Source organism: Neorhizobium sp. DAR64862/K0K3, assembly GCF_050500185.1.
GTDB lineage: Bacteria > Pseudomonadota > Alphaproteobacteria > Rhizobiales > Rhizobiaceae > Neorhizobium > Neorhizobium soli.
Window position 1 is genome coordinate 397,843 of sequence record NZ_CP191450.1, and the last position, 12,548, is coordinate 410,390.

Sequence of the window (12,548 nt, forward strand, 5' to 3'; positions counted from 1 at the left end):
CGGGTTGGCCCGGGCGGGGTGGCTTTTCAGATGACTATTCGACGGTGACGTCGGTCAGCTTCAGGCGGTTGTCCGGGGGCGCGATGAAGCCCTTGACCCGCTTGTTGATGCCGAAGATGGCGTTGCTGTTGTAGAGCGGCAGTTCGAGCGCGCGTTCCGACGCATAGGCGCCGACTTCCCGCAGGATCTTTTCGCGGGCCGCACGGTCGGTCAGCGGACGCTGCGATTCCAGCAGCTTGTCCAGCTTTTCGTCCTTATCGTACGGGTTCCACTTTTCGCCCGAGTGGTACATCGAATAGGCGGTGTTGTCGTAGTCGAACGTCCAGCCGCCCCACTTCTGCTGGAACATCGCGCCGGTCTTGCCCTGCGGGATGATGTCGTTCAGCAGAACGTTGGTTTCGTAAGGCTTGATGGTGGCGGTGATACCGACCATCGACAGGTAGCTCGAAATGACCTGCGCCACTTCGTTCATCGTCGCATCATTGCCGCGGATATCGATCTGCAGCGTCGCACCCGTCTTCACGCCGGCTTCGGCAAGCAGCTTCTTGGCACCGGCCGGATCGTAAGGGATTGCCTTGAGGTCCGGATCGAAGCCGAAGGAAAGCGCGCTCTGGAAGCTGGTGATCTCGGAGGCCTGGCCGGCGAGGATCGACTTGACGATCGTGGCGCGATCGACAGCCATGATGATCGCCTTGCGCACCTTTGGGTCGGCAGTGATGCCGTCGCGGGTGTTGAAGCGCAGCGCGTCGACAGTCGGGCCGGGAACGGAAACGATTTCCAGCTTGTTGTCGCCTTCGATGACCGGCAGCATGCCGATCGGAATGGTCGGCGGGATCACCAGATCGACGCGGCCAGCCTGCAGTTCGGCAACAGCGGTTGCTGGCTCAGCGATAAAGCGGAACTGGAGTTCCGACAGTTTCGGCGCGCCGCCCCAATAGTCGGCATTGGCTTCGAGCTTGATATCGACCTTGGGCTGGTAGGATACGAACTTGAACGCGCCCGTGCCGACCGGGTTGAGGTTGAAATTGTCCTCACCCTTTTCCTGGATGTATTTCGGCGGAACGATCATCGCGCCGTAACCGGCGAGCTTGGTCAGAAGAACCGGATCGGCAGCCTTGAGCTTCAGGTCGACCGTATAGTCGTCGATGACGTCGATGCTCTCGATCGAGATGTAGTTCGAACGCTGCGGACCCTTGGCACCCTGTTCGCCGAGAAGGCGCTCGAAGGTAAACTTGACGGCGGCCGCGTTGAAGGGCTCGCCGTTGTGGAACTTCACATTCTGGCGCAGCTTGAAGCGGATCCGCTTTCCTTCGTCGAGTTCTTCCCAGGATTCAGCGAGACCCGGAACCAGCTTCAGGTCCGGACCACGATAGGTCAGTCCGTCGAAGATGTTGGTGGCAACGGCCGCCCACTGCACGAGAAACGTATCGATCGGATCCCAGCTGCCCGGATCCTGCGGGCTCGAAATGGTCAGCTTTCCGGCAGCGAACGCAGGCGCCGACGCAAAGGCAGTCGAGAGCGCAAGCGCCACTGCGGTCGCCTTCAGTCCCCGTTTGATTGTTGTCATTGATCTGTTCCTCTTCAGATGGTTGCGATTGTGTCGCTGGTTTCAGGCGCTCTTCGCGACGAAGTGGCCTGGATTAATTTCCTCGTGCACGAGGATGGCGGGCTCGTCACCGACGCGCCTCACCGGATTGGGAATTTCGCCCTCGATCATCGCCGACTGGCGGGCAACGGTCGGATCGGCGACCGGTACCGCGGACAGAAGGCGACGGGTGTAATCGTGGGCAGGCGTCTCGAAAACCTGGCGCCGTGAGCCAAGTTCCATGATCTGGCCGAGAAACAGAACCGCGACGCGGTGGCTCATCTTCTCGACGACGGCCATGTCATGGCTGATGAACAGGTAGGCGAGACCGCGTTCGGCCTGCAGGTCCATGAACAGGTTGATGATCTGTGCCTGGATCGACACGTCGAGCGCCGACAGCGCCTCGTCGGCGATGATCAGCTTCGGATCGGAGGCAAGCGCGCGGGCAATGCAGACGCGCTGCCGCTGGCCGCCGGAAAACTCGTGCGGGTAACGGGTTGCCACGTCGGAGGTGAGGCCGACACGTTCCAGAAGTTCGTCGACGCGGCGGCGGACAGCCTTTGAGTCGGAGATCAGGCTGTGGGTGTTGATCGGCTCTGCAATCGAGAAGCCGACGGTCTTGCGCGGATCGAGCGAGGCGAAGGGATCCTGGAAAATGTACTGCACATCCTGGCGCAGGCGGAAGCGCTCGGCAGCCGACATGGACGAGAACGTGCGACCGTTGAAGGCGATGTCGCCCGACATGGCAGACTGAAGCTGCTGGATTGTCCGGCCGATCGTCGACTTGCCCGATCCGCTTTCGCCAACCAGTGCCAGCGTCTCACCGGGGTTGATGTCGAAACTCACTTTCTGCACGGCGCTCAGCCGATGGGTGGCCTTGCCGAACAGGTTTTTCTTGATGTCGAAGCGGACGTACAGATCCTTGACGGAGAGGAGCGGCGTTGCGCCATTCTTGACCGTGTCCTGGATCCGCTCCTCGCCGACGACGGTCGGCTTGCCATCCTGCAAAATGGTCAGCGGCAGACGCTTGGGGAAAGCCTCTCCCGTCATGCTGCCGAGCTTCGGCACGGCGGAAAGCAGGGCCTGGGTATAGGGGTGCTGCGGGTTGGCGAAGATCTCGCGAACCGGGCCTTCCTCGACTTTCTTACCCTTCCACATGACGACGACATGGTCTGCCATTTCGGCAACGACGCCCATGTCATGGGTGATGAACACCATGCCCATGCCGAGGGTCTTCTGCAGATCGCGCATGATGTTGAGGATCTGCGCCTGGATGGTGACATCAAGCGCAGTCGTCGGCTCGTCGGCAATCAGCAGCTTCGGGCGGCAGGCAAGCGCCATCGCGATCATCACACGCTGCCGCATGCCGCCGGACAGCTGGTGCGGATAGCGGGTCAGAAGTTCTTCAGAGTCAGGCAGGCGCACCATGTCGAGCAGCCGGCCGGCCTCGGCCAGCGCCGCGCTCTTGCTCATCTTCTCGTGCAGGACAAGCACTTCGCAGATCTGGTCGCCGATGGTGAAGACCGGGTTGAGCGAGGTCATCGGCTCCTGGAAGATCATGGCGATCTCCTTGCCGCGGACCGATCGCATCTCTTTCTGGCTGGCTTGCAACAGGTCGCGGCCGTTGAACATGATACGACCGGATGCGTAATTCGCACCCATCATGTCGGCAAGACGCATGGTCGACAGCGAGGTCACCGATTTGCCCGAACCGGACTCGCCGACGACGGCGACCGTCTGGCCGGCCTCGACGGTAAAGGACAGGTCGACGACGACGCGGCTTTCGCCGAATTCGACGCTCAGGCGTTCGACCGACAGGAGCGGCTTGCTGTTTTCGGTCATGCTCATGTCCGCGTCTCCGTCGTGCTAGTGGTTCCGGCGTCGTCCGGGGCGATACGGGCAATGACTGCGCCGGCAGTCTGGGAGGATCCGGCCTTTGCCAGTAGGCTGATGATACCGTTAACGGGTGCGGTGACGGCGGTTTCCATCTTCATCACGTCCATCATGGCAAGAACCTCGCCTTCACGGACGGCTGCGCCATCCTCGACATTCCATTGCACGAGCAGGCCGGGAACGGAGGCGCGAACAGCGCCGGCATCATTCTCGGCAGCGTCCGGTCCGGCGCTCGATGCCGTCGCACGCATCTGGCCCAACAGGCGCAGAAACGTATCGGGGATGCCGATCTCGACCCGTTTGCCGTCGATCTCGACATGGCCGCGTAGAAGACCGCCACGGGATGCCGGGGCAGGGCGGGCAGCGTCTTCGAGCGTCTCGGCGAAATCCGTTTCGATCCAGCGCGTGTGGACGCGGAAGTCCGCGCCTGAGAAATCCGCATGATCGAGCACCGCACGGTGGAACGGCAGGACGGACGGCACGCCCTCGATCGTGAATTCGCTGAGCGCGCGGCGGGCACGGGCAATGGCCCGTTCGCGCGTCGCACCCCAGACGACGAGCTTTGCAGCCAGCGAATCGAACATCGGCGGAATGACCGAACCTGTCGTGACGCCGCTATCGAGACGTACGCCCGGCCCCGATGGCGCCGTGAAATTCGAGATCTCGCCGGCGGACGGCAGGAAGCCGCGGCCCGGATCTTCCATATTGATGCGGAACTCGATCGCGTGGCCGCGCGGCTCCGGCATGCTGGTCACGCTGATCGGCAGGCCTTCGGCAATGCGGAACTGTTCGATGACGAGGTCGAGACCGGTGGTCTCTTCGGTGACCGGATGTTCCACCTGCAGGCGGGTATTCACCTCGAGGAAGGAGATGACGCCATCGGCGCTGAGCAGGAATTCGACCGTGCCGGCACCGGTATAGCCGGCCTCCGCGCAGATATCGCGCGAGGCCGCGTGGATCTTTTCGCGCTGCTCGTCCGAGAGGAAGGGGGCTGGCGCTTCCTCGACGAGCTTCTGGTTACGACGCTGCAGCGAGCAATCGCGGGTACCGACGACAACCACATTGCCGTGGCTGTCGGCCAGAACCTGAGCTTCGATATGTCTTGGGCGGTCCAGGAACTGCTCGACGTAGCACTCACCACGACCGAAGGCCGCGACCGCTTCGCGCGTAGCCGATGAGAACAGTTCTTCGACCTCATCGAGATCGCGCGCGATCTTCATTCCGCGTCCGCCACCGCCATGCGCCGCCTTGATGGCAATCGGCATGCCGAATTGCCGTGCAAATGCCAGTGCCTCGGCGGGCGAGGTGATTGCGCCGTCGCTACCTGCAACCAGCGGTGCACCGACCTTTTGGGCGATCGCGCGGGCCTGCAGCTTGTCGCCGAGCGCCTCGATGACATCAGGGGCAGGGCCGATCCAGATCAGCCCGGCATCGATGACAGCCTGTGCGAATTCCGCGCGCTCGGAGAGAAATCCATAGCCCGGATGCACGGCGTCAGCGCCGGAGCGCATGGCGATCGCGATCAGCTTGTCGATGTCGAGATAGGTTTCCCGGGCCGTGGCACCGTTCAGGGAATAGGCCTCATCGGCCTGCGCCACGAACATCGCATCGGCGTCGGCGTCCGCATAGACGGCAACCGAGGTCAGGCCGTAGTCCTTGCAGGCCCGAATGATCCGCACCGCGATCTCGCCGCGGTTAGCTATCAGAACCTTCTTCATGGGCATTTTCCTAGGATGGACCGGGGAGCGAAGGCGCTGATCGCGTTGAAACGGATCCTTGCTCCGACGGGGATCTGGCCTGCGAGATCGAGATGATGGCGGGCGACATTGGCAATGACCGGATAACCGCCGGTCAGCGGATGATCGGCAAGGAACAGGACCGGCTGGCCGCTCGCCGGCACCTGAAGCGCGCCGCGCACGGTCGCCTCGCTCGGCAACTCGCCATGGTTCTGGCGCTCCAGCGCTTCGCCCGAAAGGCGGATGCCGACCCGGCTCGATTGCGGCGTCACCGACCATTCCTGGGACAGGAAATTCTCGACGGCGCTTTGTGTGAACCAGTCGGTGCGCGGGCCCATGACCACGTCGAGAACGACGGTTTCCGTAGTGTCCGGCATGTCGAACGCCGGTAGTTCTGACGCAGCAACAGTCGATCCCGGCACCGGCGGGTGAATTCCGATAACGGCGCCCGCGCCAAGTGCTGCAGGCCCGATCTGCGCCAGGGTATCCGTCGCCGCGCTGCCGAGAACCGGCGTCACGTCAAAGCCGCCGCGCAGTGCCAGATAGGAGCGCATGCCGGCCGTCGGTTGCCCGAGCGAAACGATGTCGCCGTCATCGAGCGCGATTGCCTCGCCATGGGCTACCGACAGCTTTTGGCCAAAGGTGGTGACAATCTTGATCGGCGTGAATGCACCCGTCACCGCCATCACGCCGCGGCCGCGCATGCGAAAACGGAAGCCGCCAAGCGAGACCTCCAGTGCCGGCGTGCCGATCGGGTTGCCGACAAGGCGGTTGGCGGCCTTGAAACTGCTGCGATCGACTGCGCCAGATACGCTGATACCCTGGTTTGCTTGACCAGCGCGGCCCAGATCCTGAAACAGGACCGGCAGGCCGACGGCCACAACCTCGATTGAGCAGTTTGAACAGCTTGCCGCAACAGGAGCAGTCGCAGTTCTCGCAGGGGCCGAAACTTCGTAGGCTTTGTCGGCCGCCATATCGCGAAAACGCACGCGACTTCCCGGCTGGAGAAGCGAGGCGGGTGCGCGATCGATATCGAACATGGCAAGCGGCGTCGTGCCGATCAGCTGCCAGCCGCCTGGGCTGGTCTTGGGATAGATGCCGCTGAATTCTCCGGCAAGGCCGACGGCGCCGGCTGGAACCCGTGTCCGGGGCGATTTGCGTCGGGGTACGTTAAGCCGCTGATCGCCGCCGGAGAGATAGGCGAAACCGGGCGCGAAACCGGTAAAGGCTGCGACATACTCACTTTCGCCGTGCAGGCGAATGACGTCCGCGACGCTCAGGCCGAGGATGCCAGCAACTTCGCCAAGATCCTCGCCATCGTAGCGAACCGGGATTTCGACGAGCGGGCCGGAAGCCGCCTTGCGCTCGCCCCCGGCGAGTGCAGCGACCGCATCCGTCAGGGCTTCGTTGGAGATCACGCCCGGATCGAAGGCAATCAGCAGCGTGCGGGCTGCCGGAATGATCTCGCGGATACCGTCGACTGGGTTGGTATCCAGCGCATCGAACAGCGCCAGCGCCTCACCGAGATCGGCGAGTTCGACCAGAATGCTGTCGTCACGCACGGGCAGAAAGCGCATGGATGTATCACGAGGCATGGACGGGAAAGCGATATGCATGCGGGTTATACAGCCGGCGCGAACGGCTGGACGGCATGGCCGGACTCTTCCAGAAGCGCGCGCAGCCGCTGCGCGATCGCGACTGCGCCTGGGCTGTCGCCATGCACGCAGATAGACTGCGCTTCGATCTTCGTCATCGTTCCGTCGATGGCCTCGATCACACCGTCGCGGACCATGCGCAGCATCCGCTGGGCCACGAGTTCGGGATCATGCAGGACCGAGCCTTTTTCGCGGCGGGAGACAAGGTTGCCTTCCGGCGTGTAGGCGCGATCGGCAAAGGCCTCGGCAACAACGGTCAGGCCGGCAGTACGGGCCTGCTCAACCAGCTGTGAACCGGCCAGCGCCATCAGCACCAGCGAAGGATCGATGGCCCGGATTGCGGCGATCACATCGGCTGCCTGCCGCGCGTCGATGGCGATCGTATTGTAGAGCGCGCCATGCGGCTTCACATAGGTAACGCGGGTCCCGGCCGCCTTGGCCAGGCCCTGCAGCGCGCCGATCTGATAGATCACGTCGCCAATCAGTTCTTCGCTCGAAGGATCCATGTTGCGACGGCCAAAGCCTGCCAGATCGCGATAGCCGACATGCGCACCAATCGCCACGCCACGTTCTGCGGCGGCCTTCACCGTCTTGAGAATCCCTGCCGGATCGCCGGCGTGGAATCCACAGGCGACGTTGGCGCTGCTCACCACGTCGAGCATGGCGGAATCGTCACCCATCTTCCAGGCGCCGAAGCTCTCGCCCAAGTCACTGTTGATGTCGATGGTCAGCATACTGTCCGCGCGCCCTCATCCTCGTTGACTAGACGCTAACAAAGGCGAACAATGCTGTCCAGAGTGTTGAACAATTTTTATATGTTGCTCTACAGTTAGGCAAATGCGCAATAATGATGCGTCACCCGCGTTTTGCACGGTTTAGTGGACCATGCGGGTTCGAGTTCGGCTCATTTCGCTTGTGACGGGGTTCGAAGCGCTTTACCGAAAATTGAGACGAGATCCGGAGCGAGGGGCAAAGGCTTGGCTGAACGCAAACTGCAAGGCGCTGATAAAGGCGTACTTTCTGTTCCAGACGGCAACGGTCCAGTGATTGCGCGTCCGGGCGAGCCGGTGCAGACGCTTGCCGAAAGCGTTGCCAGTCGTATCCGCGAACAGGTTATCTCCGGCAGGCTTACTCCCGGCAGTCACCTTTCAGAATTGACGCTCAGCGACGAGATGCAGGTATCACGCAACACGTTGCGCGAAGTATTCCGCATTCTGACCAAGGAAGGGCTGCTGCGATACGAAGCCAATCGGGGCGTTTTCGTTTCGACGCCCAGCATGGCGACAATCATCGATATCTACCGCGTCCGGCGGGTTATCGAATGCTCGGCAATTGCCAATGCGCATCCGCGCCATCCGGGCGTTGCGAAAATGCGGGCGGCCGTCGAGGCGGCGGCACTCTCGCGGGAGACGAAGGACTGGTTGAGCGTCGGTACTGCCGATATCGCATTCCATTCCGCCGTCGTCGAACTCGCCGACAGTTCACGCCTTTCGGCGTTCTACGCACAGATATCCTTGGAACTGCGCCTCGTCTTCGGCCTACTGCGCGATCCGGAGCTGCTGCATGGTCCGTTCATCGACCAGAACCTCGAGATCCTCACCGAACTGGAAGCGGGTCGCGCGCAGGAAGCATCCATCATGCTCGAGGCCTACCTTCTGCGCGCCGAACGGCTCATTCTGGGCGCCTATGCGCGCGTGACGAAGTAACGCTTTAGTCTTCGAATTCGACCATCACGCCGGGCTTCACCATGCTGGCCAGTTCCTCGGCGTCCCAGTTCGTGAGACGCACACAACCGTGCGAGCCCGCCTTATCGATCAGCGACGGCTCCGGCGTGCCGTGGATGCCGTAGGTCGGCTCAGACAGATCGATCCAGACCGTTCCGACCGGATTGTTGGCACCGCTCGGGAGTTTAAGCTTGGACTTGTTTTGTCCCTGCTGGAAGTTGATTTTCGGATTGTATTCATAGGTCGGGTTACGGGCGACGCCGTTGACCTTATGCTTGCCGGAGGGCGACGGATTATCCTCGCTCCCGATCGTGGCCGGATAAACCGCGATGATAGCATCCTGATCGTCGTAAGCGACCAGTTGTCCTTCCTTGCGACGAGCTTCTATCCGTTTGACGACGCCGGCGCGGGGCGCACCGATGTTGGCGACCAAGATGGTTTCGCCTGCCTCGAATTTCGCCGATGGGTTCAGCGCATGCACGAGGTCCACGTCCATATGGAACCGCTCGGCGAGCTTTTCAGCGACGCTGGTAAAGCCAAGATGCTCCATCTTGGCCTGTTCGGCATAGTCCTTCGGAATCTCGGAGACGATGTCTGCAGCATCATCGGGATCGATCTGGTATGGACCGACGACATGCTGATCGTCTGCCAGACGCGTGACCACTTCGGGGTCGACTTTTCCGTCGACGGGAAGGCTCTGGAGCGCTTCGAAACCCGCGACAGCCTTGCGAACATTGTTTCCGTCCAGGCCGTCGATCACGCCCGGGGAAGCGCCGGCGCGATCGAGGAGAACCTGAAGGTGAATGATCGCGGGATCCGGGGCAGGCTTCTCCTGCTGCTGGACGGGCTCTGGCGGAACAGCCGCAATATTCGCGTTGTTGACCGCCTCAGCGGTCAATTCCTGCGCTTGCGCGGCTCCGAATGTGATTGAGGATAGAAGCGAGACGAGCAGGATTTTGTTTTTCATGGCGTTAGAAGGCGTGAGTCCGACCGAAGTTCCGTCCATTTAGAAATTCTGGTCGGGCAAGCGGCTTGGACAGCCACAGAACGCGCCAGCCGTTATCCTGACGACGGGTTTACAGCCCGCGAATATCGAGCCGTCCCGACTTCTGCATGTCTTCGAACCAGCGCTTTTCGGCGGCCCAGGCATGACCGTCCCAGCCTTCGAACGAAAAGCCCGCCACGATCACAGGCGGTGCATCTTCCGGGCGATCGAGGAGGGTTTCGAACGCATAGACAAAGCCCGAGCTCAAGGCTGCGTCCGGCGCCGCGCCACGTGCCTCCAGCTCCTGTCGGGCCTGATCGTGAACGGATTGCTCGATATAGCGCACGCATTTTCCGATGCCCTCCAGCAACGACGTCAGCTCCAAGGCGCCGCATTCGTCGCCGGGATCCGAACTCGGCGGAAAAACCAATGTAATCAGTGCGGCTTTCCGCACCGCGGGGCGATTGGTGAACTCCGGGTCGGCCAGCCATTCGGTCGCCTGTCCGCCGCGGCTGACGAGAACCAGTTCGGAGATCGCCGTCCCCGAGACGTCCATGAACCCAGCGGTATTGTTGAAGCGCGTGACCCAGTCACAGCGATCCGTCATCTGCCCGGCATCGACGAAGTCAGGGGAGTTGCCGATGATCGCGATATGGCTTTCGTCTCGGATGTTTGTCTCGTCCTTCAAGATCTTGCCTTTCCAGACTTGGCTATTGCCTGCCGGTAGAGCGCCATGGTCTCGCGACCGAGATAGGGTCTATCGAAACGGCCGGCTGCCAGCACGGCGCGATGATGCAGTTGTTCGCGCAGTTGTGGCGACTGGATAATGGATCGCAAGGAGGCTGCGATGTCCTGGGGAAGCGTTCGTTCCGCGAGTAGCCCGGCTCCGGTGGCTCCGACGAATTCCCGCGCGCTCGGATCTTCAGCCGACGCAACCACGGGCCGCCCGAACGCAATCGCCTCCTGGTAAACCAGTCCGAAGCTTTCGTATCGCGACGGTGCCGCAACGATATGAGCCTGCCGATAGAGGTCGTGGAGCATTTCGTCGGGTTGGCGGCCCAGGGCGGTTACCCGTTCGCGCGCATGAGCGCTCATCTGCGACGGCAGATCGACGGACGGCACGCCGAGCAGATTGACGTGAAACGGAGGAAGTGTTCCGGAAGCGACTTCGGCGGCCAGAATTTCTACCGCACCCATCAGCTCTGCAAAACCCTTGCGCTGTTCCGCACGTCCGACGAACAGGATTCTGACAGGTTCCTCTCCAGCCGGGTAGGGCGATGACTGTGCCGTCTTCAGCAATTCAGGCGGCAGCGAAAGACCGATCGTCCGATGCGGTATTTGGCTATCGATCTTGTAGAGGTCGACGATCCGTCGACCGTGTTCGTCCGTGTTGGAGATCAGCCCGGCGCTCGACCCTGCCTGCTTCTTTTCCAGCAAGTCCGCAGCAGCCGCGTCCAGCTTGTCTCGAACCGGCAGCTCAGCCATCCTGCTCCAGGCAGCGGGCGTCGAATTGCGCGTCACAAGCGCAAATCCGTGCCGACCCGTCAGCAAACTCGCTGGCGCGTACCAGTTGGTTGCTTCCACCACGTCGAAGGGCTTTGCCGCATGATCACGCAAAACGGCCTGCCGGAACCGCAGCGGTGCGGCGGCGTGACCGATCGCTGCCCATTTGCGCAGGCGGCCGATACGGGATTGATCCGGGATATCACAACCGACGACGCGAACGCCGTCTATGTCCTCGGCTCCCGAGCGATCGAGCGTAAAGACAGTCACGTCGCAGCCCTCGCCAGCGAGCGCCATAGCGATCTCCCTGGCCGCCGTCGAAAGTCCGCTTGGAGACGGCGGGTAGTCCCAGGCGAGAAGGGCTGTCCGCATCACGACTTCAGCATCCTCTTGTATATCTCGATATAGTCCCGCGCCATGCGGTCTGCGGTAAAGCGCTCCTCGAACCGGGCGCGGATGCGGCGGCGATCGAGGCTTCCCACCTTGTTGACCGCTTCGACTGCCTGCGCTTCGTTCTCGACGATAAAGCCGGTGACACCGTCTTCCACCACTTCGGAGACCGAACCCTTGTTCCACGCAATCACGGGCGTGCCGCAGGCCATGGCCTCGATCATGACCAGACCGAACGGTTCCGGCCAGTCGATTGGAAACAGCAGCGCTGTCGCACCGCGGAGCAGCTCGCTCTTGGCCGCATCACCGACCGGGCCGACATACTCGACACCATCGCCAAGCTTCGGCCGGACATAGGTGTCGAAATAGAGAGGATTGCCGACGTCAACCGTACCGGCGAGCTTGATGGGGTGACCGCACTCGACCGCAACGTCGATTGCCTTGTCCGGCCGCTTCTGGTCGGTCATGCGCCCGATGAAGGCGAGATAGGAACCGGGCTCAAAGGAGGGCTCGAAGCGGTCTCCGTCGACGCCGTGAAGGACGACGCCGGCGCGGTTGGCTTCTGGGATCCCACGTTGCTGGGACGCTGAGATGGCCGCGACCGGCAGGTCGGGGAAGGCATTGAAGAACAGCTTCCGGTCAAGCTCGTCGACGCGCCAATGGATCGTTGTCAGCGATTTCGAGCGCTGATCGCCCAACAAGGTCGCGTGAAAGAACTCGCCGTGGAAATGCAGGATGTCAAACTCGGCGAGCCGCTGGCGAACCTCATCCAACGTCACGCTTTCGAGCACTGCCGGTATCGAAGGCGGCACGGTGCCGTGTTCGCTCTCCAGAAACTGCAAGCTCGGCAGGGACCCGATCCGGGTGACCGGCGTGGTGCTGTCGGATGCCGCAAACAGGGTCACCTCACAACCCTGGCGTTGCATCGCTACGCAGAGATCGTGGATCACACGCTCCGTTCCGCCATGATCGCGGGGAGGAACGGGGAAGATACTTGGTGCAACCTGCGCAACCCTTATCGGCTTCGGGAGTTCCGGTGCGCATTCTAGCATTTTGTATCCTTGTTGCTCAGAAAGG

General features: G+C 62.0%; 10 protein-coding genes. 1 reads left to right on the forward strand and 9 read right to left on the reverse strand.

Translation table 11 applies throughout. The features are described 5' to 3' along the window. Window positions 1-34 precede the first annotated feature (34 nt). The 5 genes from ACQY1L_RS18705 to ACQY1L_RS18725 are packed head-to-tail and all read right to left on the reverse strand — an operon-like array spanning window position 35 to window position 7,603. Window positions 35-1,567: an ABC transporter substrate-binding protein gene (locus ACQY1L_RS18705; protein WP_430245496.1), complete on the reverse strand. Its 1,533-nt coding sequence runs from the start codon at window positions 1,565-1,567 to the stop codon at window positions 35-37. Between the two features lie 42 nt (window positions 1,568-1,609). Further along, on the reverse strand, window positions 1,610-3,427 hold the full coding sequence (locus tag ACQY1L_RS18710; protein ID WP_430246074.1) for a dipeptide ABC transporter ATP-binding protein: 1,818 nt from the start codon (window positions 3,425-3,427) through the stop codon (window positions 1,610-1,612). Between the two features lie 2 nt (window positions 3,428-3,429). Further along, entirely contained in the window at window positions 3,430-5,196 is a 1,767-nt protein-coding gene (locus ACQY1L_RS18715; protein WP_430245498.1) for an acetyl/propionyl/methylcrotonyl-CoA carboxylase subunit alpha, read from the reverse strand. Then, window positions 5,193-6,791, reverse strand: coding sequence for a 5-oxoprolinase/urea amidolyase family protein (locus ACQY1L_RS18720; protein WP_430245500.1), 1,599 nt, complete (start codon window positions 6,789-6,791; stop codon window positions 5,193-5,195). The genes ACQY1L_RS18715 and ACQY1L_RS18720 overlap by 4 nt, the downstream gene beginning before the upstream one ends. A gap of 44 nt (window positions 6,792-6,835) precedes the next feature. Continuing rightward, window positions 6,836-7,603: a LamB/YcsF family protein gene (locus ACQY1L_RS18725; RefSeq protein ID WP_430245502.1), complete on the reverse strand. Its 768-nt coding sequence runs from the start codon at window positions 7,601-7,603 to the stop codon at window positions 6,836-6,838. 309 nt (window positions 7,604-7,912) lie between these two features. Between ACQY1L_RS18725 and ACQY1L_RS18730 the strand changes: the two genes are divergently transcribed. After that, window positions 7,913-8,575: a GntR family transcriptional regulator gene (locus ACQY1L_RS18730; RefSeq protein WP_062578442.1), complete on the forward strand. Its 663-nt coding sequence runs from the start codon at window positions 7,913-7,915 to the stop codon at window positions 8,573-8,575. Between the two features lie 4 nt (window positions 8,576-8,579). Here the strand turns inward: ACQY1L_RS18730 and ACQY1L_RS18735 are convergent, their stop codons facing one another. From ACQY1L_RS18735 to ACQY1L_RS18750, 4 genes are all read right to left on the reverse strand, one after another. Then, window positions 8,580-9,560 carry a L,D-transpeptidase family protein gene (locus ACQY1L_RS18735; protein WP_430245504.1) on the reverse strand — a complete coding sequence of 327 codons (981 nt, stop codon included), beginning with the start codon at window positions 9,558-9,560 and terminating at the stop codon, window positions 8,580-8,582. A gap of 109 nt (window positions 9,561-9,669) precedes the next feature. Beyond that, the gene (locus ACQY1L_RS18740) at window positions 9,670-10,266 is read right to left on the reverse strand and encodes a hypothetical protein (RefSeq protein WP_430245506.1); all 597 of its coding nucleotides are present in this window, start codon (window positions 10,264-10,266) and stop codon (window positions 9,670-9,672) included. Next, window positions 10,263-11,453 carry a glycosyltransferase family 4 protein gene (locus tag ACQY1L_RS18745; RefSeq protein WP_430246076.1) on the reverse strand — a complete coding sequence of 397 codons (1,191 nt, stop codon included), beginning with the start codon at window positions 11,451-11,453 and terminating at the stop codon, window positions 10,263-10,265. The genes ACQY1L_RS18740 and ACQY1L_RS18745 overlap by 4 nt, the downstream gene beginning before the upstream one ends. Then, on the reverse strand, window positions 11,453-12,523 hold the full coding sequence (locus ACQY1L_RS18750) for a glycosyltransferase family 4 protein (RefSeq protein WP_062578174.1): 1,071 nt from the start codon (window positions 12,521-12,523) through the stop codon (window positions 11,453-11,455). The genes ACQY1L_RS18745 and ACQY1L_RS18750 overlap by 1 nt, the downstream gene beginning before the upstream one ends. Between the last annotated feature and the right edge of the window lie 25 nt (window positions 12,524-12,548).

Excerpts from the sequence above, each read along its gene's own strand:
- ACQY1L_RS18705 (WP_430245496.1), bottom strand. The coding sequence starts at position 1,567 with ATGACAACAATCAAACGGGGACTGAAGGCGACCGCAGTGGCGCTTGCG.
- ACQY1L_RS18715 (WP_430245498.1), bottom strand. The coding sequence starts at position 5,196 with ATGAAGAAGGTTCTGATAGCTAACCGCGGCGAGATCGCGGTGCGGATC.
- ACQY1L_RS18735 (WP_430245504.1), bottom strand. The coding sequence starts at position 9,560 with ATGAAAAACAAAATCCTGCTCGTCTCGCTTCTATCCTCAATCACATTC.
- ACQY1L_RS18745 (WP_430246076.1), bottom strand. The coding sequence starts at position 11,453 with ATGCGGACAGCCCTTCTCGCCTGGGACTACCCGCCGTCTCCAAGCGGA.
- ACQY1L_RS18710 (WP_430246074.1), bottom strand. The coding sequence starts at position 3,427 with ATGACCGAAAACAGCAAGCCGCTCCTGTCGGTCGAACGCCTGAGCGTC.
- ACQY1L_RS18750 (WP_062578174.1), bottom strand. The coding sequence starts at position 12,523 with ATGCTAGAATGCGCACCGGAACTCCCGAAGCCGATAAGGGTTGCGCAG.
- ACQY1L_RS18725 (WP_430245502.1), bottom strand. The coding sequence starts at position 7,603 with ATGCTGACCATCGACATCAACAGTGACTTGGGCGAGAGCTTCGGCGCC.
- ACQY1L_RS18720 (WP_430245500.1), bottom strand. The coding sequence starts at position 6,791 with ATGCGCTTTCTGCCCGTGCGTGACGACAGCATTCTGGTCGAACTCGCC.